We start from the raw sequence: 22305 nt of genomic DNA, 5'->3' as shown, positions 1-22305 counted from the left end.
CAAACTCCTATCTGAACACCGCCGGGAGGACGGTCCCGAGCGGCAAAGGTCTGCGGCAGACGTATTCCGGCAGCCGTATCGGCTGCGGAGCCATCGCGGCGGACGCGATCGATGGGGCCGCGATCGACGGCCGTCGGGGCTACAGCCGCGACTTGACCGTCTGGGCGGTCTTCTCGCCGACACCGTCGACGCTCGTCAGGTCCTCGAGGCTCGCCTCGCGGACGTTCTCGACGCTGCCGAACCGGCCCAGCAGGCGCTTTCGCGTCTCGGGGCCGATTCCGGGGACGTCGTCGAGCACCGTCTTCACCTCGTCGCGGACCGTCTGGTGGTACTGTACGGCGAATCGGTGGGCCTCGTCGCGCACGCGCTGGAGGAGGTGGAGGTGGGGCGCGTCGCTCGGCCACGAGTGCTCGCGATCAGGGGTGATCACGCGCTCTTCGGATTTCGCGAGGCCGACGGCGGGCACGTCCCACCTTTCCGCCTCCAGGGCCTCTCGGGCGGCCTCGAGTTGCCCTTTTCCGCCGTCGATCAGGAGGAGGTCCGGATCGGGCCGGTCGTCGCGATCCTCGACCGCTCGCCGGGCGCGCCAGGCGACCAGCCGGCGCATGTTGGCGTAGTCGTCGTTCTCGTCGTCGAGCTTCTTCCGGCGGTAGTCCGGTTTCTCCGCGCTGCCGCCCACGAACGTGACGTCGCTCCCGACGGCCGATTTCCCCTGGGCGTGGCTCACGTCGAAGCCCTCGATCCGGCGCGCACTGTCGATCTCGAGCGCGTCGGCTAACATGGCGCACTCGTCGCGGCCGCCGACGTTGCGCCGGGCGTTCTTCAGGGCGAGGTCGACCAGCTTCGCCTCGCGGCCGGCGCCCGGCACCCGGACCGCGACGCCTTCGGCGTCGAGCCAGGCCGCGACCTCCTCGTCGTCGTGGCGCTGGGGGAGCAGGAGTGCGTCCGGCAAGTCCCGCTCGGCGTAGTGCTGGACGACGAACGCGGCGATCACGGTGGGGACGCCCTCGTCCGCGCCGTAGGGTGCCGCGAGGGTGAACCGATCCCGGTCGACGAGTTTGCCGCCCTCCGATCGCAGCCGGGCGACGGTCGCCTCCTCGCCCTCGATGGCGACGCCGAGGACGTCGACCGTGTCCTCGCCGCCGTGGGCCTGGACGGCCTCGCCGCCCTCGCCGTGAAAGCGCTCGACGGCGGCCAGGCGATCGCGGAGGTGGGCCGCCCGCTCGAAGTCCGCCGATTCGGCCGCGTCTTCCATGGCGGATTCGAGCGGATCCGCGAGGATGCCCGTCTCGCCGCTCAGGAACCGGCGGACGGGCTCGACCGCCTTGCGGTAGGCCGCCTCGTCGATCTCGCCCGTGCAGGGCGCCGTACAGAGGCCCATCTCGTAATCCAGGCAGGGCCGATCGCGGCCGCTGTACTTGTGATCCGAGCAGCCGCGGAGGCCGTACGTCTCGCGCAGCGCCTTCACGACGGTCTCGACCCGCGTCTTCTTCGTGTAGGGACCGAATACCGCGGCGGATTCGCTGGGATCTCTCGTAATTTCGATCCGCGGGACCGGGTGATCGGTCAGCTGGACCATCGGGTAGGACTTGTCGTCCTTCAGCCGGACGTTGTACCGCGGCTGGTGGCGCTTGATGAGGTTCGCCTCGAGCAACAGCGCCTGCGTCTCCGTGTCGGTGACGGCCACGTCGATCGCGTCGGCCGCCCGGACCATCCGCCGGATGCGCGCGCTTCGGGGGTCGGCGTACGATCGCACGCGCGAGCGGACGTCGACGGCCTTCCCGACGTAGAGGGTGCTCTCGCCGTCGAGAAACTGGTAGACGCCGGGCTCGCGGGGAAGGTCCGACGCGCGCTCGCGGAGCCGCTCGGCCTGCATCGAGCCCGGTTAGGTCGTCGACCCGTATGAGCGTGACGCGTTTCCGTCGTCGGTCGGCGGCCGCTCGATCGCCGATTCGAGCGCGGCGACGGCGCGCTCGTCGGCCTCGGGTCGCGGGATCGAGAGGTCCGGCCCGCCGTCGACGGCCACGACGAGGCGCTGCGAGCGCGTCCGGAGGTACCAGCCGAAGGCCCCGAGCCCGGCCGCGATCGTGAGCAGGCCGGCCACGAGCAGGAACAGGTCGAAGACGGCGAGCAGCGATTCGATCCCGTCGAGGGTGTCCTGGACGACGCCGGCCGTCGCCCCGCTCGGATCCACGGCAGGGACCATCCCGGCGACGTCCGTCGTCGCCGCGGCCAGCGCCAGACCGGTACCGAGTCCGACGAAGCCGATCGACCAGACGAGTAGTCGCAGGGATTCGACCATCTGGAGGCGGACCGCGGCCACGTTCGCCCGTTCGACCTGCCGTACCCGTGGACCGTCGGCCCCCTCGGGCGCGAGCAGCAGGACCCGGTGACTCGTCACGACGAGATCGTGTCCGTCCGCGTCGACCCGTTCCAGAACCGACTCGCCGCCGTACAGGAGCCCCTCGACGCGGTCGGCTTGGGATTCGCCGCGACCGTCCGTCGGGACGCCGTCATCCCCGCGGCGCTGGCCGCCCGATTCAGTGACGTCTCCGTCGGTCAGGCGCTCCACCTCGATCCCTCGCGGTCCCGCCCCCTCCCGACCGTCGCGGCGATCGTCTCGCGGGACCATCTTACCCGCTCTTCGGTGGGTTCGTGGAATAACATTCCGGCCCTACGATCGCTGCGGCCGGGTGTACGGCCAGCCTACGCCGACGCGAGGGCACGGATGTCCGGCAGTGACGACCCCGCCTGAGAGCTGCACCGACGGGCGAGCTGAACCGTTGCGGTCACCCGCACATCGTCTTCGCGGTGATCCGCCAACAGTTCGCCTCCCGGAGCGCCACACCGCCAGCGGGATATGCCTCCCCGTCGAACTGCGACGGTGTGACCGACCGGGACGCGGCGGACGGGGGCGAATCGAACGCGGCTGGGGAGTCGACGGGCGTCCGCTGCTGGCTCGTCGAGCGGACGCTCGACGATCGAAACCTCGTGACGCTCGTCTACGCGACGCCCGAGGGGGATCGATATCTCCGCCGCGAGCGGAACGCTGCCAGCCTCCGGGCGGGGGACGCGCCGACGGCCGCGATCGAGGCCGACCCCGAGTCGCTGGAGCCCGTCGAAGACGGATCGACGCGCGAGCGATACGCGACTGAAGCAACTCGCGTGGCAGCCGCTCACGACCCCGACGATCCGATCTGACCCGAGTCACCGATACCGCGCTCGCGGACCGACGCCGGGTCGGATCACCGTCGGAATTGCTATAGATTGACAATCCTTTTATCCCTGTCATGGGATGGAGCGAATATGGCAACAGTCACCGTCGATGGGGTGTCGAAGCACTTCGGCGACGTGGTCGCCGTCGACTCCCTCTCCCTCTCGATCGACGAAGGGGAGATATTCGGCTTCCTGGGGCCCAACGGCGCAGGAAAGTCGACGACGATCAACATGATCCTCGACTTCGTCAAGCCGACCAGCGGCTCGATCTCCGTCCTCGGGATGGACGCCCAGCGCGAGAGCAAGCAGATCCGCCAGCGCATCGGCGTCCTGCCGGAGGGCTATCACACCTACGACCGCCTGACCGGCTACCAGCACCTCGAATTCGCGATCAGCTCGAAGGGTGCGACCGACGACCCGGACGCCCTGCTCGAGCGCGTCGGGCTCGATCCGGTGGACGCCGAGCGCAAGGCCGGCGGCTACTCGAAGGGGATGGCCCAGCGGCTCCTGCTCGCCATGGCGCTGGTGGGCGAGCCGGACCTGCTGATCCTCGACGAGCCGACGACCGGGCTCGACCCCAACGGCGCCCGCGAGATGCGCGAACTCGTCCGCGACGAAGCGAGTCGCGGCGCGACGGTCTTCTTCTCGAGTCACATCCTCGGACAGGTCGAGGCGGTCTGTGACCGCGTCGGCATCGTCCGCGAGGGCCGGCTGGTCGCCGAAGACACCATCGAGGGGCTGCGCGACTCGGTCGGCGGCGGGGAGACGCTTCGGATCGAACTCGACCGCGCCACGGACGAGGCGGTCCAGGCGGTCCAGTGGGTCGACGGCGTGACGTCGGCCTCGATCGATCGGGACGCCTCGGATCCCACGATCGTCGTTTCGACCGGCGGTTCGAAGACGGCCGTCCTCTCCGCGCTCGAGGACGAGGGCTTCGTCGTCGAGGACTTCGCGACCGAGGAGGCCTCCCTGGAGGAGGTCTTCCGCGCCTACACCACCGACGGAGCGGAGGTGACGGCATGAGTTACGCGGCCGTCGCCCGGAAGGACTTCTCGGACGGCATCCGCTCGAAGATGCTCTGGGGCCTGATGGCGCTGTTCCTGCTCGGCGTCGGCGGAATCACCTACCTCTTCGTCGACACGGCCGGTACGACGGACTTCGGCAGCGGCGTCGAGCGCCAGCTCGCCGTAGCCTTCCTCTTTACCATCTCGGCGCTGCCGGCGATCGCCTTCCTGGTCCCGCTGACCGGCCTCGTCGTCAGTATCAAGTCCATCGTTCGCGAGCGCGAACTCGGCAGCATCAAGATCCTCCTCTCGCTGCCCCACAGCCGGCTGGAGGTCCTCGGCGGCAAGCTGATCGGCCGCTCGGCGCTGCTGACCGTTGCGATCCTCGTCAGCTTCGTCCCGAGCGCGGCCCTGCTGATGACGCAGTTCGACGCGTTCCCGGTGCTCGAACTCGCCGTCGTGACCCTGATGACGGTTCTCTTCGGCGTCGCGTTCGTCGCCGTCGGGATCGGCGTTTCGGCGCTCGTCAGCACGGAGACGCGGGCGACGATCGTCGGCGTCGCGGTCTTTATCCTGTTTTACGCGTGGAAGAGCATTTTCAACTACGTCAACAGCCGACTCGGACTGTTCAGCGGCGAGGCCGAGCTGTTCATCCTCCGATTCGACCTCTTCACCGTCTTCCAGGATACGCTGCTGGCGCTACTCTCGTTGCGCTACGACGTCATCCCCAACACGTCGATGGTCGGGTACGGGCAGCGGGTAATCGAGAATCCACAGCAGTACCAGGCGCTCGAGCAGCCGTTCTACCTGCAGCACTGGTTCGCGTTCGTCATCCTCGCGCTCTGGGTCGCCGTCCCGATAGCGATCGGCTACTGGCGCTTCCAGCGGACCGATCTCTGAGCGGCCGGGACCACGCGAACGGGCGCTTCGACTCGTTCTCCCGTGCGCCGAGTCGGTCCGTCGCGCGACGATCACGGGACGGTTCGACTCCCGGACCGCGCCCAGACGACCAGTAGACTCGGCAGGACGAACACGCTGGCGAGAAAGGCGTACACGATCGTCAGCGCGGTGATGAGCCCGAACGACTGGAGGAAGGGCAGGATGGCGACGAGCAGGACGGCGAACCCGCTCGCGGTCGTCGCCGCGCTCGAGAGCAAGGCGCCGCCGGTTCCGGTGACGGTTTCCCGAAGCGCCGCGGCGGTCGCGTCCGCGATCGCGAGTTCCCGGACGAACCGTTCGCTGACGTGGAGGCTGTAGTCGACGCCGAGGCCGATCGTGAGGCCGGTGATCATGCCGGTGACGATGTTGAAGGGGATGTCGAGCAGCGCCATCGTCCCGAGCACCCACGTCAGGGTGGCCGCGACGGGGAGGATGGTGACGACGCCGAGCGAGGCGCTCCCCTCGGTGAGGCGGTAGGCGACCGCGAGGACGACCAGGACGGCCGCCAGCGCGACGAGCAGGCTCGTGATCGCCGTCTCCGCGAGCTGGTCGGCCGTGATCCGGTTGACCACGACGTCGCCCGTCGCGATCGCGGCGACGCCGTCGCCGTCCGCGTCGGCGGCGACCGATTCCAGCTGGTCCTGCACGGTCCCGTCGTCGACGCTCCCGTCGACGGTCACGATCATCCGGAGCGCCTCGTAGGACCCGTCCTCGCGGTGGAGGACGTTCGACGCGTCTTCGGGCGCGATCCGGTAGAGATCGTCGTAGACGCCGGTCACGTTCCGATCCGGAACGCCGTCGCCGTCCGCGTCGGCCGACGCGAGCGTCGCCGCGAACGAGGGGTTCTCGGCCGCCACTCGATCCAGCACCGTGATCGGGTCGGTGACCGCTGGCTCGCCGTCGGCGTAGGTCTCGGTCGCGCTCATGTTGCCGGCGGTGGCCCGGGCCGCATCGAGTCGATCCAGCGTCGTCGGATCGGTGACGTCGCCCCTGACCAGGATCGAGGCGGTCGTGTCCTGCCTGACGAAGTCCGCCTCGAGCGTGTCGATCGCCCGCTCGGCCGTGTACGTGCCGGGCGCGACGGGTTCGGGCAGGTCCTTCAGCCAGTCGTCTGGATCTTCGGCCAGAAAGCCGGATTGCTCGAAGCTGGCGTCGACCGTCGTCGCGCCGTAGGCGCCGACGCCGCTGACGACGAGCGCGACGACGATGACGGCCGCGGGCGCCCGCGCGGCGAGCGTCGCCCCGGCGCCGAGGAGGCGATTGATCGGTCCGCGCCCCGTGCCGACCGCCGGCTGCGCGCGATCGACGCCGCGGGCCTCCAGGAACTCGTCGAGTTCGACCTTCAGCGCGGGGACGAGGAGGCCGAAGACCGCTAGCGTGGCCGCGATGCCGATCGCGCTGACGATGCCGAGATTCCGGAAGATCCCCAGCGGACTCGTCAGGTTCGAGAGGAACCCGATGACGGTGGTGACCGTCACGTAGACGAGCGCGACGCCGACGCTGCCGAGCGCGACGGCCATCGCGCGACCGGGCGCGGACTCGCCGGCGGCCCGGGCCTCGCGGTAGCGCATGACGACGTGGAGGCCGTAGTCGATCGAGAGCCCGATCAGCAGGACGAGCACGACGACGAACGGCTGACTGAACGGGATACCGAACCAGCCCATCGCGCCGAACGTCCAGACGAGGACGAGCGCGACCCCGGCGAGCCCGAGCAGGATGTCGAGGCGATCCCGGTAGACCACCACGAGGACGACCAGGACGAAGGCGATGGCGAGGGGCCCCACGAGCGTTACGCTGTCGACCATCGAGTCGGTGATCTCCGTGGAGACGATCCCGTCGCCGTAGACGAGCACGGACATCGAGTCGTCGTCCGGAGCGAGGTCCTGCATGGCCGTCTGGGACGCTTCGATCTCGTCCGGCGCATCGCCCGGGGCGAACGAGGCGCCGGGCGACTCCTGCGTGACCGCCAGCAAGGTCGCGTTGGTCTCGGTCGATCCCGGTTCGTAGTAGTCGGGCACGAGTGAGAGCGCCCGCGAAGAGCGGTCACCGTCGCCGGCGAGGACGTCACCCACGAGCCGTTCGACGTCGTCGTCGGAGAGCGACCGGAGCGCGTCGAGCTGGGCGTCGATGCCGGGCGTTCGCTCGCCGTCCGACGGTTTCGCGCTCGCATCGGAGGGCGCCGTCCAGTCCCGCATTGTGCCCCCGTCTGACGATGTGGTCCCGTCTCGCGTCGCGTTCGCCCGGTCGCGCTCGTCGCGGATCGCCGCGGTCGCGACCAGGGTCGCCACGCTCCGGGTCTCGACGACCGTTTCGTCGTCCCGCAGGGCGCGTTCGTACTCGAGCGTGGCGACGAGCGTCTCTCGATCCAGGACGTTCTCGTCCTGCACGACGATCTGCGCCATCGTCGTTTTCGAGCCGTCGGCGGAGAAGTTCGCGTCGACGTAGTCCGCGGCATCGGTCGCCGCCGCGTCCGCCTGGAACTGATCGAGCGACGTCGAGCGCTCGACCATCGGCACGCCGGCGCCGACGACGGCCGACGCGACCAGCATGATCGCGACGACGAGGCGCGCGTTGTCGGCGAGGAACCCCGCAATCCCCGTCGTCATCCGACGGTCACCCGGCGAGCGGTGACCGAGTCACGCCGCAACGGTCTCGACCGTTCGGTCCCGTCTTCCAGCCGCCACCGATTGCCTCCGTCCGTCAGTCCCGACCGTTCGGTACGGTCTTTCGGCTCTGACCGATCGGCCCCGTCGTCCAGTCCCGATCTCAGCGCCCTGGCGTCCGGATATGAACCGAGCCCTCTCATTACTGGCACGTACGGTTGGCGTCCGGGTAGCCGAACGGGCGAACGCTCGAGGAAGGGACGAATATATTCGAAGGTGGCGTTATTCTTCGCCGGACCGTCAGATCGCACACGCGATGCCCCACGCGAAACTGGCGATCGACCTTCCCGCCCAGACCTGGATCGGCGAACTCTCGAGACAGCACCCGGCGGCGGTCTTCCAGGTCGTCACCGGAACGCCGGGTGACGACGTCGGGATCGGCCTCGTCCGCCTCGTCGCGAGCGACCCACTTCCGATCATCACCGACATTCAGGCCCGCGAGAACGTCGAACGGCTCGAACTCCTCTGGACGCACGACGACGAGGCGCTCCTCCAGATCGAGACGACGAATCCGCTTCCCCTCGTGCCCGCCTGGCGCGCCGGCGTGCCGCTCGAGATGCCGTTCGACATCCAGGACGGGTGGGCGACGTGGGAGGTGACGACCTCGCGGAGCCGGCTCTCGGCCCTCCGAACGCAGCTGGAGGACCTCGGCATCGGGTTCTCCATCGAGCACGTCCGCGAGATCGACGCGAGCCAGGCCGATCGGTTGCTCACCGACCGCCAGCGGGCGGTGCTCCGGGAGGCGATCGAGGCGGGCTACTACCGGACGCCGCGCGAGGCGACGCTGGGCGACGTCGCCGACCGACTCGGAGTGGCGAACTCGACGGCCAGCGACGTGCTCCACCGCGCAGAGGACCACGTTATCCACTGGTTCGCCGAGGAACACATGGGTCCGTGACGAACCGTTCGCCGAGGCATGGCACGGCCGAGTCGGCCCGGTTGGACGTCAGGTGGACCACGGTCGGTGACTTCAACGTCCACTACACGGACGCCGACGGGCGAAATCTCCGATGGGACGTCCATCCGCCGGGTTCCTAGACCGACGGACGACCGTCACTTCCACCCGCCGCCGGCTGCATCGGACGCACCCGAGGGCGTGGAACCGTCCTGTATCGAGGTGTCCGAAGTCTTTCCCGTCGCCAGAGCGGTCCTCACCTGCTGGCGACAGGCGTACGACCGCGGCGACTTCGAGGAATGTAACGCCGTAGACGATCCGCCGTGAGCGATACGTTCAGAGTGATATCGATATCTCGTCCCCCCATTCGACGCCGTTCTCACCGCTTCGTCGGTGAGCCTTCCTTCGACGCCGCTCCGTCGAACCCCACTGCGTGGCGGCTTCGCCGCCACGTTTTCGGAGGGCGATGAAACCGGCCTCCCTCGCGACCTCGACCCTGGCCCCTGCGATCTCGATCTACGCAACCTCGATGCCGTTCGCTGCGAGGAGCTCCGTGAACTCCGCCTCGTCGATCACCGGGACGTCGTTCGCCTCGGCGTCGGTCTGCTTCGAGGCGCCGGCGTTCTCGCCGGCGACGAGGTAGTCCGTGTTGCCGGAGACGCTGCTCGTCGCGTTCGCGCCGTGTGCCTCGACGAGGTCCTGGGCGTCGCTCCTGGTCCAGGCGTCGAGCGCGCCGGTGAAGACGAAGGTGAGCCCGTCGAGTTCGTCGCCGCCCGCTTCGATATCCGCAGCCTGTGGCGAGACGTGCTCGAGAAGTTGCTCGACGACGGCCGCGTTGGCCTCGCTCGTGAAGAAGTCATGGACGGCCCGCGCGACCGTCTCGCCGACCTCGTCGACCGACTCGAGGGCTTCGGGCGAGTCGACCGCCGCCTCGCGGACCGCCTCGAACGTCTCGAATTCGCGCGCGAGTTCGCGCGCGGTCGTCGGGCCGACGAGCTGGATGCCGAGCGCGGAGAGGAAGTCGGCAAGGGGTGGCTCGCGAGCGTCTTCGAGCTCGGCGAGGAGGTTGTCGGCGCTGGTCTCGCCCCAGCCCTCCAGCCCGACGAGGTCCTCGCGCTCGAGTTCGTAGAGGTCCGCGACGGTCTCGAGGAGGCCGGCCGCGACCAGCTGCCGGACGCTCTTCTCGCCCAGTCCCTCGATGTCGAGGCCGTCGTCCGAGGCGTAGTACTCGATCGAGCGCCGGCGCTGGGCGTCGCAGGCGAGCCCGCCCGTACAGAAGGCCATCGGCCCGTCGCGCTCGAGCTGGCTCCCGCAGACGGGACAGGTGTCGGGCAGCACCCAGTGCCCGTCGCTCTGCTTCTCGACGACTTCGGCGACGTACGGGATGACGTCGCCGGCCCGCTGGACGCGGACGGTGTCGCCGACGTTGACGTTCTTCTCGGCGATCTCCGAGGGGTTGTGGAGGCTGGCCCGCGAGACCGTCACGCCGCCGACGTCGACGGGATCGAGCAGGGCGACGGGCGTGGCCCGGCCCGTCCGGCCGACCTGTACCGCGACGTCCTGGATCGTCGTCACCTCCGCGCGGGCGGGGAACTTGTAGGCGAAGGCCCACCGGTCGTGACGGGCCGTCGCGCCCAGCTCCTCGCGGGCGGCGTAGTCGTCGACCTTGATGACGACGCCGTCGATCTCGAACGACAGGTCGTCGCGCCGCTCCATGAGGGCGTCGCGATAGCGAATGGCGTCGTCGATGGACTCGACGCGTTCGAGTTCTTCGGTGACGCGCAGGCCCCAGTCGGGGAATCGTTCGAGGGCCTCCCAGTGGCGTTCCAGGCCGTCGCTCGAGTCGAGCACCTCGAAGAAGAAGACCGAGAGCGGGCGCTCGGCGACGATCGTCGGATCGAGCTGGCGGATCGTCCCCGCGGTCGCGTTTCGCGGATTGGCGAAGGGCTCTTTTCCTTGCTCGATGCGCTCGCGGTTGTGGGCCTGGAAGGCGTCTTTCGGCATGTAGACCTCGCCGCGAACGGCGAGAAAGTCGGGGTGGTCGCCGCGAAGTCGCTGCGGGACGGTACGGATCGTCCGGGCGTTCTTGGTCACGTCGTCGCCCTCCTGGCCGTCGCCGCGGGTCACCGCGCGAACCAGCCGGCCGTCCTCGTAGACGAATTCGACCGAGACGCCGTCGAACTTCGGCTCGCAGACGTACGCGAAGTCGGATCCGGCGTCGGTGAAGTCGGAGAGAGTTGCGGCATCGCCGTCGACCGCCGCGGCTCCGGTTGCGCCGAGTTCGTCCCGAACCCGGCGGTCGAACTCGTAGACGTCATCGACCTCGCCGCTCTGGTCGATCGAGAGCATCGGGGCGACGTGTGCGACCGTCTCGAATGCGTCGACGGGTTCGCCGCCGACGCGGTTCGTCGGGCTGTCGGGAGCCGATCGGTCGAAGTGGTCTTCGAGCGCTTCCAGCCGGGAGAAGAGCGCGTCGTAGGCGCGATCGGCGATCAGCGGGTCGCTCTCGACGTAATACCGGCGGTCGTGCTCGCGGATGGCCTCTCGAAGTAGCTCGATCTGTCGATCGGCCTCGGTCCCGTCCAGTTCCTCGACGGGCCGGAAATCGGTCGGCGGCTCGCTGAGGTAGGGGTTCTCGCTATCGGCGGCGAGGGATTCCTCGTCGGCGTTCATTGGCGGCGTTTGGAACTGGGGGTCGGTAAACGTGCTGGGTCGCGGTGGCGGACCGCTGGTGCTGGCGATCGTCGCAACTACGTCGCGGTCTCGCTTGCCGCTTTCCCGGGACCGGAGTGCGAAGACCGCGTTCACTCGCCCGTGACCACGGAGATTCCACAGCCGGGATTCGGCACGTCGGGCCACGAGGGTGACGACTGCACCGAAAACGTCGTCCGCGCGCTCGAAGCGGGCTACCGCCACGTCGACACGGCGCAGATGTACGACAACGAGGACGCGGTCGGCGAGGCGCTCGACCGGGCGGAGGTGGATCGCGACGACGTCTTCCTCGCGACGAAGGTCGCCCCCGGAAACCTCGCGAGCGAGGACGTCGTCGAGACGACCCGGGAGAGCCTCGACCGGCTCGGCGTCGACGCCGTCGACCTCCTGTACGTCCACTGGCCGACCGACGCGTACGAGCCCGACGATTCCCTCCCCGCGATGGACGAGGTGCGCGACCGCGGCTGGACGCGCCACGTCGGACTCAGCAACTTCGACGTCGAACACCTGGAGGAAGCCCGCGAGATCCTCGACTCGCCGGTGCTGGCCCACCAGGTCGAGTGTCACCCGTGGCTCCAGCAGGACGAACTGGTCGCATACGGCCGCGAGCACGACATCACGACGGTCGCGTACTGCCCGATAATGCAGGGCCGGGCCGACGAGGACGAGACGCTCGCCGAAATTGCGGCGGCCCACGACGCAACACCCCACCAGATCGCGCTGGCCTGGCACCACCAGCGCGAGGGCGTCGTCGCCATCCCGAAAGGGAGCGGCGAGCACGTCGAGGCGAACCTCGAAGCGCGGGAGATCGACCCGTCCGACGAGGAAGTGGCCCGGATCGATGGCATCGACCGTGAGGAGCGACTGATCGACCCCGACGCCGCCGTCTGGAACGGCTGAGCGTCCGATGGATTCACAGCCCCTCGGTCGATCTTGGCGAGTCCCAACAGCAATTGTCGGCCAACCCGATGGTAATTGGCGATGTAAACGTTTTTACGCCCCGTTTCAGTTGGATACGATACCGGATGCCGTCCGCTTTCGACTGCGCCCGCCGTCTCCCGCCAGACCCACTCACGGTCCTCCTCGCGTCTCGAAAACGGTCGACTGACGTATCCGCTTTACTCGTTCGATGCCCCTGAAACAGTTACTTCGACAAAGTCACCTGATCGGCCGGACCGAGTGGCGTCGCGACGGGCGTGCGTTCACCCGGTTCGTCTCCGGCCCGGCGTTCGCACTGGCCCTCGCCGCGATCGTCGCCTGGTTTAGCCGGCCGATCGCGAGCGAGTACGCCGCGGGTCGGCGGCCACTCCCCGTCAACGTTCCGGTCCTCGCCGTCGCCGCGTTCGGATGGGTCATCGTCGGGAGCGGTCAACTCGCCCACCGTCGGTTCCAGCGACTGGAACCGGCCCTGCAATTGCAACTCTCCAGTGCGACAGCAGTGGCCATCGGTCTCATCGCATTCGTCTATGTCCGGTACCTGACATCCGTCGCCCCGTTTGCGGTCGGGGTGGCCGTCGGCGTCGGATTGGGCCTCGAGTCGCCGATTCTCGCGCTCTGGATCCTCGCCGCCGTCCTGCCGACTCTTGCCGTCGCCGTCTCGGTCGGCACTGCGGGGCGGCTTCTCGCTCACCACGTCGGCAAGCGCGTGATCGGCGGCCGGGGACTGGTCGGCTCACTTCGCCTCGTCGGTGTAGTGTTGCTCCCGTTCGTCCTCGTCGGCCTCCTGTCCACGTTCGGCGATCCGCTGTTCGAATCGACCGGGCCCGCTGCCCGCGCTCCGGGTCTTCTCTCGTCGCTGATCGGCCTCGACGATCCGATCGCCGATCCATTCGCCCCGGTCGCGATGGGGCTTCTCGTCTTCGCCGCCTCGATTCTGGCTTGTACGGCGGTGACGACGGCGGTCGTCCGTCGAATCTGGTTGAGCGATCCGGTCGACTCGGCTCGGTCCGTCGATTCGCGGTCGGTGCTCCCGCCGGGTCGTCTGGACCGCGCGTTCGGTCACCTCGTCTCCTCGCGGACGCTGGCCGTGATCCGGATGACGATGCGCCTCGAACGGCGCAATCCGCGGACGGTGCTGTACCCTGGCTACGCCATCACGTTCGCCTCGTTCGTTGGCGCGCCGATCTTCGCGTTAGCGGAGCTTCCGGTCACGCTCTTGCTCGTTCTCGCACTCGGGCAATCGGTCGGCCTCGTCTTCGCCGGCGATCCGATCGGTCGCTCCTACCGCGCGCTTCCAGTCCTCCTGCTCAGCGCCGATGCGCGCTCGTTCGTCCTCGCACCGATCGTCGCCACGACCGCCGTCGCCAGCGTGCTCGTGGTGCCGCTGGTCGTCCTGATCGGACTGGCGACGGCTATCGGCCCGCTGGAAGCGCTCTTGCTGGTATTCGTGGGTCTCTCCGTCGCGACCACGACCGCATCGGTCACGTGCTGGCGCCAGCTCGGCGTCTCGCCCGCCGACATCGGCCCCGCGCCGTCGCTGTTCAGCGACGTCGTTACCCACGGCGAATCGGGCTTGGGCGGCTTTCGCCACCTGGGCGTGACGCTCCTGACGACGTTGCTCGTCGTACTGCCAGCCTCGCTGGGCAACGCCTCGTGGGTCACCGAGTCGCTCGCGGCAACCGGGATCCCGTCCGCGCTAGTCGGTTACGCTTCGCTCGTCGTGACGATCGCGCTCGGCGCCGCAGTCACGCGGGTGGCGACCGGCCTCGCGTGCGAGCGCTATCGAACCTACGAACTCGACTGATGGCCGATTGTGACGTGACATTCCATTCCGTCGACTGCCGGTTCGGTTTCGAGCACGTCCCCGTCGTCCGCTGTCGGTAGGGTTTTGGCTGCGGTCCCATTCGGTTCGGGTATGAGTACGTATCCGCGGATATCCGACCAGCTCGACGACGTCGCCGACGCCGTCGAGGAGGGCCGCCGGAAGATGGAGTGGGCGCGCCAGCACATGCCGATCATGGAGGCCGTCAGGGAGGACTTCGAGGCCGACCAGCCCCTGGCTGGCGAGCGCATCGCGATGGCGATGCACGTCGAGGCGAAGACGGCCATTCTCGTCGAGACGCTGGCCAAGGGCGGCGCGGAGGTCGCCGTCACGGGTTGCAACCCGCTGTCGACCCACGACGACGTCTCCGCCGCGCTGGACGACGTCGACAACATCACCAGCTACGCCAAACGCGAGGTCGACGACGAGGCGTACTACGCCGCGATCGAGGCGACGCTCGACGTCGAGCCCACGATCACCGTCGACGACGGGATGGACCTCGTCGCCGCGATCCACGAGGACCGCCCCGACCTGATCGATTCGATCGTCGGCGGCTGCGAGGAGACGACGACCGGCGTCCACCGCCTGCGCGCGATGGCCGCCGACGGCGCCCTGGAGTACCCCGTCTTCGCGGTCAACGACACGCCGATGAAGCGCCTGTTCGACAACGTCCACGGCACCGGCGAGTCCTCGCTGGCCTCGCTGGCCATGACGACGAACCTCTCGTGGGCCGGCAAAGACGTCGTCGTCGCGGGCTACGGCTACTGCGGGAAGGGCGTCGCGAAGAAGGCCAGCGGCCAGAACGCGAACGTCATCGTCACCGAGGTCGAGCCCCGCCGCGCCTTGGAGGCCCACATGGAGGGCTACGACGTCATGCCGATGGCCGAGGCCGCAGAAGTGGGCGACGTCTTCCTCACCACGACGGGCAACCGGGACGTCATCGTTCGCGAGCACTTCGAGCGCATGCAGGACGGCGTCCTGCTCGCCAACGCGGGCCACTTCGACGTCGAGATCGACCTCGACGCGCTCGACGACCTCGCCGCGGATCGCTACGAGGCCCGAGACGGCGTCGAGGCCTTCGAACTGGACGACGGCCGCCGCCTCAACGTCGTCGCGGAGGGCCGGCTGGTCAACCTCGCCGCGCCCGTCTCCCTGGGCCACCCGGTCGAGGTCATGGACCAGAGCTTCGGCGTCCAGGCCGTGGCGGTTCGCGAACTCTTAGAACGCGAGTACGCGGAGGCGTACGAGCCCGGCGTCCACGACGTCCCCGACGCGCTCGACCGCGAGATCGCCGAGATCAAGCTGGCGGCCGAAGGCGTCGACTTCGACTCGATGACCGACGCCCAGCGCGACTACGTCGACAGCTGGGATCACGGGACCTAGAGCGGGTCGGACCACGACACCGACTCTCCTGTCGGATTTGCCCCCGGCCTACAGATTTCGATCCAGCCAGTCCAAAAATCGCTGGAAGTCCTTCATTCCAGCCTGTTCGCCGATCTTCCTGAGCGTTCCCGTCGAGAGTTCGTCGTGACGCGGAACGGGGACGGTTCGTGCGTGTGAATCATGTTCGGCGGGCGGCTCCCACCGGAGGATGAAGTGGTCGCCGTTCACCCGGTCGACGTAGAACGGTCCGCAATTGACCAGTACGCGCATCACGTCGTCGCCAGAATAGGTCCGCCTCGACATCCGTCCGTCCTACTCGAGCACGTCAGGGATCGAGTCCCCTGATTCGTTCTCGTCCGGATCGATACCGACCGCGTCGAGTTCTTTCTGCGTCGGTGGCCGGCCCTCACCTTCGTACCCGGCTACGGCCTCGTCGAGGTTATCGAGCGCTGATTCACGAGTCTTCCCCTGACTAGTCACGTCCGTGTGCTCGTCGGTTGCGACCCACCACTCGTCTTCCTTCGTGAGCGTAATCCGCGCCTCGACGCTGGTGGCGTCGTTCGAACCGATATCGGTACTCATGGGCTGTCACCTGAATAGAACAGCCTAACACGTTTATATCTTCACATATGTGTGGCTGGTGAGGGGTTGTCCGCACCGGCGGAGACAGGACGTATGAGCTACTGGTCCCAACGAGACTCCGTCGACAGCTGGGATCACGGGACCTAGATCGGGCCGACTTTCTACCCAGACAACTAGGAGGAATAATTACTCCACAGCGACGACTGTCCGTCAGACTCTGCTATGGAACTCCGACTCGACAGACCGTCGGCGGCGATCGGTGCCGTCGGCGGCCTCACTCACGTCCTCCTTGTCGTCACGCTCCTATCGTATTTCGATTACTCCCCGTTCGTGACGTCGACTGGTCTGGTCTTCCTCTCGATCGGTGTCTTCATCCTCGGGGCGCTCCCGCTTGCGGTCTCTGCGTACACGCGTCTTCTCCTCCCCAGCGGTGGCTTGCTCGCACTCGCCGCGAGCGTCACGGTCGTCGAGGTGACGACGCCCGCTCCGCAGAAAGTCGTCGAATTGGGCGGGCACGCGATCATCGACGGCTCGTTTCACGCCCTGCGGTACGCCGATTCGTGGTATCTCTGGCTCTCGATCCTGCTCGTCGCCGGCCTCGCCGAATTCGCGATTCGGCGCGGGTACGCCATCGGTGACGATCGACTTCGACACCTCCCGGAATTCTCGCTCGTCCGATCCAGACAGTGGACGGTGGTCGCCGCCTGTAGCATCGTGGTCGGGACAGGGACGATGGTATTGCTAATCGACGGCACCCTGTGGGATACCGTCCCCGGCTACGTCGTCGGCTTTGGGGCCGCTGCCGTCGCGACGGCCGTTCCCTTCGCGGCGTTACTCGCACGGGGCCTCGTCTCTCCAGTTCTGCTGTACAGTCTGGTCATCACGACCCACGCTCGGGCCGAAGCCTTCTCGAGTCCCGATGGACTGGCCATCGTCTTTCTCGGGTTCATGGCGGTCGTGTTCGCGATCGTCGCCGTGATCGAGTGGCTCGTCCGCTCGCGCCTGTTCGGGTGGGACGGCGGCCGATTCGTCGACAGTCAGTCTCTCAGTCGGTAAGTACGCGGAAAGAATCTGACAACATCGACACCGTAATAATTGCGCGAGGCTGTACGGAACCTAATGGCTACAGAAGGAGACGACGCGTCGTCCGGCCCAGGACCTCAGTACGGCAGTAAAGCGGCGTTTATCCTCGTTCTCGCCATCTTTTTCGGATTTTTCGTAGCCGTGTTCGTCACGAACGACCTTGGACCCATTCTGCAGTGGTTTTGGATCGGCATCGCCGTGACCGTGGTCTACCTCCTCGCCGCCCTGGCCAACGCGGTGGAGCGACTACGACAGGGCTCGTGAACGCTCACCTACGCCTCCAGGCTCGTCTCGGCGGCCGGCGGCAACGACCGCAATCGCCCGTTCGCGAGGACGTAGGCGGCCTGGGCGATGGCCGCCGCACCGATGCCGGCCATGGCCACTCGCGGCCCGAACGCGCCGGCGACGACCCCGCCCAGCAGGGCGCCGACCGGGACGACGGCCGTCGAGGCCGAGCCGAGGAGGCTGCTCACCCGGCCGACCAGCGCCTCGGGCGGCGCGGTCTGAACGATGGTGGCGATCTGGACGTTGACGGCGCCGATGGGGACGAGCGCGAGCGCGAACAGCGCCGCCGTCAGCGGCAACCAGTCTGCCAGCAATGCGGCCGTCCAGCAGGCCCCGGCGGTGAGACTGGCGGCGAGGAAGACGGTGCCGAACGGCCGGTCCTCGATCATCGAGGCCGAGAGCGCCCCGAGGAACGTACCGCCGGCGAACGCCGCCATCAGGATGCCGTAGGCGCCCGCGGCGCCGATCGCGGACATCGCCGCTGGCACTGCCAGCGTATCCGCGTAGGCCGGAATCGCCGCAAGGGTCATCCCGCTGGTGGCGTTGAGGATCGCCGCGGCGACGACGAGCGGCAGCAGGAAGGTTCCCCGGACGACCGCGGCCCCCTCGCGAAGGCGCTCGCGGTAGGTGTCGGGCTCGTCGGCGGTCTCTCCCGAACTATCGCCGTCGTCAGCGGAAACTTGCCCACCATCGGTCGCCGCGGCCGTCCCCTCACCCGGGTTGTCGGCCCGCTCTGGCGTCTCGCCCGCTCGCTCGTCGGCGGTCTCGGTTCGGTCCCTGGCGGGCGGGATGGACAGCGTGGCGAAGACGATCGCGGCCAGCCCGAACGTGACTGCGTCGATGGCGAACAGCGATACGGCGCCGACGAGCCCGATGATGGCGCCGCCGGCGCCGTTGGCGACCATGTCGAACCCCTGGTAGGCGACGGAGAACGCCGAGTTCGCCGCCACGAGCTCCGAATCGTCCAGGATCCGCGGGAGCGCGGTCGTCTGGGCCGGGTAGACCACCTGGTTCGCGGCCGAGAGCACGGGCATCACGGCCAGGACGTGCCAGACCGAGAGGGCGTCCATCGCGTGAGCGAGCGGAATCGTCGCGACCACGACGGCCTGGAACAGCTGCGTGCCGACGAGCAACCGGCGGATCGAGTAGCGGTCGACGATCGGCCCGGCGAGAAACTGGAACGCCGCCGGCCCCTGGGTCAGGAAGCCCGCGACGCCGGTGTAGAACGGATCGCCGGTCAGACTGTACACGAGCCACATCGCCCCGACGAAGTAGAGACTGTCGCCGACGTTGGTGATCACGCGGCCGGCGAACAGCCGTCGGAACGTCCGATTTGCGAAGGGTCCTCGCATGGACGAGATCACCGCCGCCGACACCATAATTATAATCAGAACGACATTTCTGTAACGCACGGGACAGAAGGCGCGTTCTGTACGTCCATTGCCACTTCGAGGCGGCACGTTCCGACTGCGAGGCGGCGTCGAGTCGTCGCGTCCGCTCAGGCCTGCTCGCGTCGAACCGTGTCACGAACCGTCAGCTCGTCGTCGACGAACAGCGTCAGCGTCTCGTCCTCGATCCGGTACGTGACCGTCGCACGGTGTGGTTCGTCCTCGACGAGCGTCGACTCCGGGATGGCGGTGCCCGCCCCCAGTTTCCAGAGGCGGATGGCGCGGACGTCGATTCCGTGCTCGTCGTGAAAGGTGACGACGGCCGGGTGGTCGAGCAGGACCGTTCCCAGGTTTATCTGCGTCGTCGACCCGCAGCGGTCGCAGTCGTAGGTGACCATCACGAGCTGGCCCGGCACCTGCGGATCGATTTCGGCGTCCCCCTCGTCGGAGAGCGCCTCGAGGGGTTCCGCCGAGAGCGCGGGCGCCACGCGGGCCGCACACATCTCGCAGAATCGGTTTCGCGCTCGACTCAACAGCGTGCGAACGTAGCGGTCGGCCACCGCCGGAAACGCCGCGGGCTCGTACCCCGCGAACGCGCCCGGCGGGATCGGAAAGGCCGCCCCGAAGGGACACGACTCGCAGGCGACCGTGGCGCGGTCGTCCGCGTAGGAGAACGCGAGCGAATCGCCACAGAGCGGGCAGGGATCGTCGAGCTCGAGCTCCTCGACCGTGCCGTCCATCGTGTAGGTGCCCGACAGGAGCGCGCCGACGACGTGGCGACCCGCCGAGCGCAACTCGTAGCCGTCGTCGGTCTTGCGGACGAACGCGTCGGTGAGCTTTCCCAGGTGGTAGTTGAACTGCCCGGAGTCGCGGACGCCGACGGCCTCGCGCAGGTCGGCGAAGGAACACGTCGTCTCGTCGGCCTGCCAGAGCGCCCGGAGGATGTCGATCCGGATCTCGTCGGCCAGGATGGAGAAGGCGGCTTCCGGTTCCTGCACGTCGGTGATCGGCGAGTCGTCCATATCGACTCTCTCGCCGGCCGACCCATAAAATATCGACGACGAACCGGGTCGCCGAGGCGGTCCCGCCGGTCGCCGGGGACGTGACCCCGATTGGAGTCGCGAAGAGGAACATCCAAGACGCTCGCTCTGGAACTGTGACCGATGGCCTCGCACCAGTCCGGTTCGACCGTTCAGGCGCCCGGCGGGCCCGTTCGTGCGGTCGTCGCCGCGGTGTCGCTCGCGGTCTTCGGGATCCTCGTCTCGAGCGTGGTGACGACGCCGCTGATCCTGCTCGACCCGCTCCTGGCCAATTCACCGGCCGACGCCTCGATGGCGAGTACGACCGCGCTGCTCGTGTTCAACTTTCTCGGATTCATCGTCGCAGGTGCGATCTACCTCTGGTGGACCGGGCGCGGGTGGGCCTGGCTCGACATCTCGTGGCCGACCCGTCGCGGCTGGAAGTACGTCGGCTTCGGCGTCGTCGGCGCGATCGGCTTTTACATCCTCCTCAGTGTCGTCACGACGGTCCTCGGCCTCTCCGGGTCGCAGAACGACGTGATGCGCTTCATCGGCGACGATCCGAACATGGTCCTGATCATGATCGGGATCGTCTTTCTGTTCAACGCCCCGGCCGAGGAGTTCCTCTTCCGGAACGTGGTGCAAAAGCGCCTCTACGCGTCGTTCGACCGCCTGACCGCCGTCGTCATCGCGAGTCTCGTCTTCGCCGTCATCCACGTGCCCTCCTACGCGCTGCTCTCGGACGGCACGGTCGCCCCCGCCGGCGCGATCGCGACCTCGATCGCCAGCGTCTTCGGCGGCGCGCTCATCTTCGGCTACCTCTACGCGAAGTCGGACAACCTCCTCGTCCCCACGATCGCCCACGCGACGTTCAACGCCGTCCAGTTCGGCCTCCTCTACCTCGTCCTGCGCTACGCGCCGGAGGAACTCGAAGCCGAGCCCGCGTCCGTCCTCGAACTGCTGGCCGTCCTCCCGTGGTGAATCGGCGGCTGAGGAGAGCGTCTCGTCCGGTCACTCCGTGTGACCGTCCGCGGGGGCCCGATTTTCACCTCCGGCCCGCTCCCGTCTCGTTTATGTGCGCCCGTCCGCGAGATAGCCCCATGTCACAGGCGAAGGGTGACCGGCGCGAGCGCGAACTCGTCAACCGGCTCGACGAGGCCGGGTTCGCCGTCATGCGCGCACCCGCGAGCGGCTCGGCGACCGAGCGCGAACTGCCGGACGTGCTTGCCGGCGACGGCGAGACCTTCTACGCCATCGAGGCCAAGTCCAGCTCCGGCGACCCCATCTACCTCACCGGCGAGGAGGTCGAGGCCCTCATCTACTTCGCGCGGAACTTCGGCGCGAAACCCCGAATCGGCGCTCGCTTCGACCGCGAGTCGTGGTACTTCTTCCACCCCGGCGATCTCCACCACACCGACGGCGGCAACTACCGCGTGAAGAAGGAGACCGCGATATCCGAGGGAACCGACTTCGAGGAGTTCGTCGGCCACAGCGAGAAGATCACGCTCGACGAGGTGGACGAGGACGTCGGCACCAACCCCGATCCCGAGGTCGTCCGCGTGCTCACCGCCGTCGAACAGGGCGTCGTGGACGTCGAGGAGGCGGCCGATATGCTGAAGTAGCGGTTCTGGACGGGTCTGATCCGGGAAGCGCTCCGGTTCGACCGTCGTTTTTCCGACAGTTTTATCGGACCGTCCCGTGACTGTCGGTTCGCCTATGTGTGCGATGGACGTGACACTCGAGGTCGGCGACGAGCGGTATCCGGGTCGATTGAACGTCCCGAACGAGGAGACCGATCGCGGGGTCCTGCTGGTCCCGGGCGCCGGTCACGGCCCGTTCGGCGACGTGTTCCTCCGCTTTTCTCGGACGGCCGCGGAGGCGGGGTACCATGTCGCTCGCTTCGAGACGTGGCCGTTCCCGGCCGATCTGGAGGAAAAGACCGACGCCGAGTTCGAGGCGGAACTCGAGGCGGCGGTCGATTTCCTCCGGGATCGAGGCTGCGAGACGATCGCGGTGGTCGCGAAGAGCTTCGGCGGCCGGATCGCGCTCCAGCACCTCCCAGATACCGTGGATCGGCTCGTCCTGTGGGCGCCGGCGGTTCTGGCGGGCGAGCACGACGACGAGCCGTCCATCTCGGAAGCCGAACTCGCCGCGATCACGATCCCGGTACGACTCCTCCAGGGCGACGAGGATAGAGGCCTCTCGGTCGAGGATGCGGCACAGATCGTCGAGGGACTCCCGCGGGGGGAACTGGTCGAACTACCCGGTGAAGACCACTCCTTCCGCCGCGACCACGAGCGCGTGATCGAGGAGACGATGGCGTTCTTGCCCGACTGAGAGCTTCTCCGGGGTGAGGGATTCTCCGGAGTGATGGC

The 22305-nt window shown here is 68.0% G+C and carries 20 protein-coding genes; 12 read left to right on the top strand and 8 right to left on the bottom strand.

What is annotated here, in order from left to right; translation table 11 throughout:
* Window positions 1-139: 139 nt before the first annotated feature.
* Together MXA07_RS00980 and MXA07_RS00975 are read right to left on the bottom strand one after the other, a co-directional pair.
* Window positions 140-1876 carry an excinuclease ABC subunit C gene (locus MXA07_RS00980; protein ID WP_247730187.1) on the bottom strand — a complete coding sequence of 579 codons (1737 nt, stop codon included), beginning with the start codon at window positions 1874-1876 and terminating at the stop codon, window positions 140-142.
* Between the two features lie 9 nt (window positions 1877-1885).
* Window positions 1886-2632, bottom strand: coding sequence for a hypothetical protein (locus MXA07_RS00975; protein ID WP_247730186.1), 747 nt, complete (start codon window positions 2630-2632; stop codon window positions 1886-1888).
* A 254-nt stretch (window positions 2633-2886) separates the two neighbouring features.
* Here MXA07_RS00975 and MXA07_RS00970 point away from each other — a divergent pair, with 254 nt between their 5' ends.
* The 3 genes from MXA07_RS00970 to MXA07_RS00960 all read left to right on the top strand — a co-directional run bounded on the left by MXA07_RS00970 (window position 2887) and on the right by MXA07_RS00960 (window position 5120).
* Complete coding sequence (locus tag MXA07_RS00970) at window positions 2887-3201, top strand: DUF7967 family protein (protein ID WP_247730185.1); 315 nt, start codon at window positions 2887-2889, stop codon at window positions 3199-3201.
* 105 nt (window positions 3202-3306) lie between these two features.
* Window positions 3307-4239 (top strand): ABC transporter ATP-binding protein, encoded by a 933-nt coding sequence (locus MXA07_RS00965; protein WP_247730184.1) that lies wholly within the window; start codon window positions 3307-3309, stop codon window positions 4237-4239.
* Window positions 4236-5120, top strand: a complete 885-nt coding sequence (locus MXA07_RS00960; protein ID WP_247730183.1) for an ABC transporter permease subunit — start codon at window positions 4236-4238, stop codon at window positions 5118-5120. The genes MXA07_RS00965 and MXA07_RS00960 overlap by 4 nt, the downstream gene beginning before the upstream one ends.
* Before the next feature lie 71 nt (window positions 5121-5191).
* Here the strand turns inward: MXA07_RS00960 and MXA07_RS00955 are convergent, their stop codons facing one another.
* Entirely contained in the window at window positions 5192-7765 is a 2574-nt protein-coding gene (locus MXA07_RS00955; RefSeq protein ID WP_247730182.1) for an efflux RND transporter permease subunit, read from the bottom strand.
* Window positions 7766-8078: 313 nt separating this feature from the next.
* Between MXA07_RS00955 and MXA07_RS00950 the strand changes: the two genes are divergently transcribed.
* A complete protein-coding gene (locus MXA07_RS00950; RefSeq protein WP_247730181.1) occupies window positions 8079-8720 on the top strand; it encodes a helix-turn-helix domain-containing protein in 642 nt (213 codons plus the stop codon).
* 513 nt (window positions 8721-9233) lie between these two features.
* On the opposite strand, the gene ligA is transcribed toward MXA07_RS00950, so the two are convergent.
* Window positions 9234-11390, bottom strand: coding sequence for an NAD-dependent DNA ligase LigA (gene ligA / locus MXA07_RS00945; RefSeq protein ID WP_247730180.1), 2157 nt, complete (start codon window positions 11388-11390; stop codon window positions 9234-9236).
* Between the two features lie 141 nt (window positions 11391-11531).
* On the opposite strand from ligA, the gene MXA07_RS00940 reads away from it, so the two are divergent.
* From MXA07_RS00940 to MXA07_RS00930, 3 genes are all read left to right on the top strand, one after another.
* Window positions 11532-12329: an aldo/keto reductase gene (locus MXA07_RS00940; RefSeq protein ID WP_247730179.1), complete on the top strand. Its 798-nt coding sequence runs from the start codon at window positions 11532-11534 to the stop codon at window positions 12327-12329.
* A 229-nt stretch (window positions 12330-12558) separates the two neighbouring features.
* Window positions 12559-14172 (top strand): hypothetical protein, encoded by a 1614-nt coding sequence (locus MXA07_RS00935; protein ID WP_247730178.1) that lies wholly within the window; start codon window positions 12559-12561, stop codon window positions 14170-14172.
* 111 nt (window positions 14173-14283) lie between these two features.
* The gene (locus tag MXA07_RS00930; protein WP_247730177.1) at window positions 14284-15573 is read left to right on the top strand and encodes an adenosylhomocysteinase; all 1290 of its coding nucleotides are present in this window, start codon (window positions 14284-14286) and stop codon (window positions 15571-15573) included.
* A gap of 48 nt (window positions 15574-15621) precedes the next feature.
* On the opposite strand, the gene MXA07_RS00925 is transcribed toward MXA07_RS00930, so the two are convergent.
* Together MXA07_RS00925 and MXA07_RS00920 are read right to left on the bottom strand one after the other, a co-directional pair.
* A complete protein-coding gene (locus tag MXA07_RS00925) occupies window positions 15622-15843 on the bottom strand; it encodes a type II toxin-antitoxin system HicA family toxin (protein WP_247730176.1) in 222 nt (73 codons plus the stop codon).
* 42 nt (window positions 15844-15885) lie between these two features.
* A complete protein-coding gene (locus tag MXA07_RS00920; protein WP_247730175.1) occupies window positions 15886-16155 on the bottom strand; it encodes a type II toxin-antitoxin system HicB family antitoxin in 270 nt (89 codons plus the stop codon).
* Window positions 16156-16377: 222 nt separating this feature from the next.
* Between MXA07_RS00920 and MXA07_RS00915 the strand changes: the two genes are divergently transcribed.
* Window positions 16378-17211 carry a hypothetical protein gene (locus MXA07_RS00915; protein ID WP_247730174.1) on the top strand — a complete coding sequence of 278 codons (834 nt, stop codon included), beginning with the start codon at window positions 16378-16380 and terminating at the stop codon, window positions 17209-17211.
* A gap of 63 nt (window positions 17212-17274) precedes the next feature.
* On the top strand, window positions 17275-17502 hold the full coding sequence (locus MXA07_RS00910) for a hypothetical protein (RefSeq protein ID WP_247730173.1): 228 nt from the start codon (window positions 17275-17277) through the stop codon (window positions 17500-17502).
* A gap of 8 nt (window positions 17503-17510) precedes the next feature.
* Here the strand turns inward: MXA07_RS00910 and MXA07_RS00905 are convergent, their stop codons facing one another.
* Window positions 17511-18875, bottom strand: a complete 1365-nt coding sequence (locus MXA07_RS00905) for an MFS transporter (RefSeq protein WP_247730172.1) — start codon at window positions 18873-18875, stop codon at window positions 17511-17513.
* A gap of 146 nt (window positions 18876-19021) precedes the next feature.
* The gene (locus tag MXA07_RS00900; protein ID WP_247730171.1) at window positions 19022-19933 is read right to left on the bottom strand and encodes a winged helix-turn-helix domain-containing protein; all 912 of its coding nucleotides are present in this window, start codon (window positions 19931-19933) and stop codon (window positions 19022-19024) included.
* A 141-nt stretch (window positions 19934-20074) separates the two neighbouring features.
* Here MXA07_RS00900 and MXA07_RS00895 point away from each other — a divergent pair, with 141 nt between their 5' ends.
* The 3 genes from MXA07_RS00895 (at window position 20075) to MXA07_RS00885 (ending at window position 22267) form a co-directional block, all read left to right on the top strand.
* On the top strand, window positions 20075-20911 hold the full coding sequence (locus tag MXA07_RS00895) for a CPBP family intramembrane glutamic endopeptidase (protein ID WP_247730170.1): 837 nt from the start codon (window positions 20075-20077) through the stop codon (window positions 20909-20911).
* 119 nt (window positions 20912-21030) lie between these two features.
* The gene (gene hjc / locus MXA07_RS00890; protein WP_247730169.1) at window positions 21031-21552 is read left to right on the top strand and encodes a Holliday junction resolvase Hjc; all 522 of its coding nucleotides are present in this window, start codon (window positions 21031-21033) and stop codon (window positions 21550-21552) included.
* 94 nt (window positions 21553-21646) lie between these two features.
* Window positions 21647-22267, top strand: coding sequence for an alpha/beta hydrolase (locus tag MXA07_RS00885; RefSeq protein WP_247730168.1), 621 nt, complete (start codon window positions 21647-21649; stop codon window positions 22265-22267).
* Window positions 22268-22305 lie beyond the last annotated feature (38 nt).

The sequence above is a fragment of the Halovivax limisalsi genome, assembly GCF_023093535.1.
Taxonomy (GTDB): domain Archaea; phylum Halobacteriota; class Halobacteria; order Halobacteriales; family Natrialbaceae; genus Halovivax; species Halovivax limisalsi.
The sequence above is the reverse complement of the archived record's forward strand: the minus strand, read 5'-3'. Positions and strand labels throughout refer to the sequence as shown.

Coding starts and splice junctions, on each gene's coding strand:
- MXA07_RS00980 (WP_247730187.1), bottom strand. CDS start 1,876: ATGCAGGCCGAGCGGCTCCGCGAGCGCGCGTCGGACCTTCCCCGCGAG.
- MXA07_RS00975 (WP_247730186.1), bottom strand. CDS start 2,632: ATGGTCCCGCGAGACGATCGCCGCGACGGTCGGGAGGGGGCGGGACCG.
- MXA07_RS00965 (WP_247730184.1), top strand. CDS start 3,307: ATGGCAACAGTCACCGTCGATGGGGTGTCGAAGCACTTCGGCGACGTG.
- MXA07_RS00960 (WP_247730183.1), top strand. CDS start 4,236: ATGAGTTACGCGGCCGTCGCCCGGAAGGACTTCTCGGACGGCATCCGC.
- MXA07_RS00955 (WP_247730182.1), bottom strand. CDS start 7,765: ATGACGACGGGGATTGCGGGGTTCCTCGCCGACAACGCGCGCCTCGTC.
- MXA07_RS00950 (WP_247730181.1), top strand. CDS start 8,079: ATGCCCCACGCGAAACTGGCGATCGACCTTCCCGCCCAGACCTGGATC.
- ligA (WP_247730180.1), bottom strand. CDS start 11,390: ATGAACGCCGACGAGGAATCCCTCGCCGCCGATAGCGAGAACCCCTAC.
- MXA07_RS00935 (WP_247730178.1), top strand. CDS start 12,559: ATGCCCCTGAAACAGTTACTTCGACAAAGTCACCTGATCGGCCGGACC.
- MXA07_RS00930 (WP_247730177.1), top strand. CDS start 14,284: ATGAGTACGTATCCGCGGATATCCGACCAGCTCGACGACGTCGCCGAC.
- MXA07_RS00925 (WP_247730176.1), bottom strand. CDS start 15,843: ATGCGCGTACTGGTCAATTGCGGACCGTTCTACGTCGACCGGGTGAAC.
- MXA07_RS00920 (WP_247730175.1), bottom strand. CDS start 16,155: ATGAGTACCGATATCGGTTCGAACGACGCCACCAGCGTCGAGGCGCGG.
- MXA07_RS00915 (WP_247730174.1), top strand. CDS start 16,378: ATGGAACTCCGACTCGACAGACCGTCGGCGGCGATCGGTGCCGTCGGC.
- MXA07_RS00910 (WP_247730173.1), top strand. CDS start 17,275: ATGGCTACAGAAGGAGACGACGCGTCGTCCGGCCCAGGACCTCAGTAC.
- MXA07_RS00905 (WP_247730172.1), bottom strand. CDS start 18,875: ATGCGAGGACCCTTCGCAAATCGGACGTTCCGACGGCTGTTCGCCGGC.
- MXA07_RS00900 (WP_247730171.1), bottom strand. CDS start 19,933: ATGGACGACTCGCCGATCACCGACGTGCAGGAACCGGAAGCCGCCTTC.
- MXA07_RS00895 (WP_247730170.1), top strand. CDS start 20,075: ATGGCCTCGCACCAGTCCGGTTCGACCGTTCAGGCGCCCGGCGGGCCC.
- hjc (WP_247730169.1), top strand. CDS start 21,031: ATGTCACAGGCGAAGGGTGACCGGCGCGAGCGCGAACTCGTCAACCGG.
- MXA07_RS00885 (WP_247730168.1), top strand. CDS start 21,647: ATGTGTGCGATGGACGTGACACTCGAGGTCGGCGACGAGCGGTATCCG.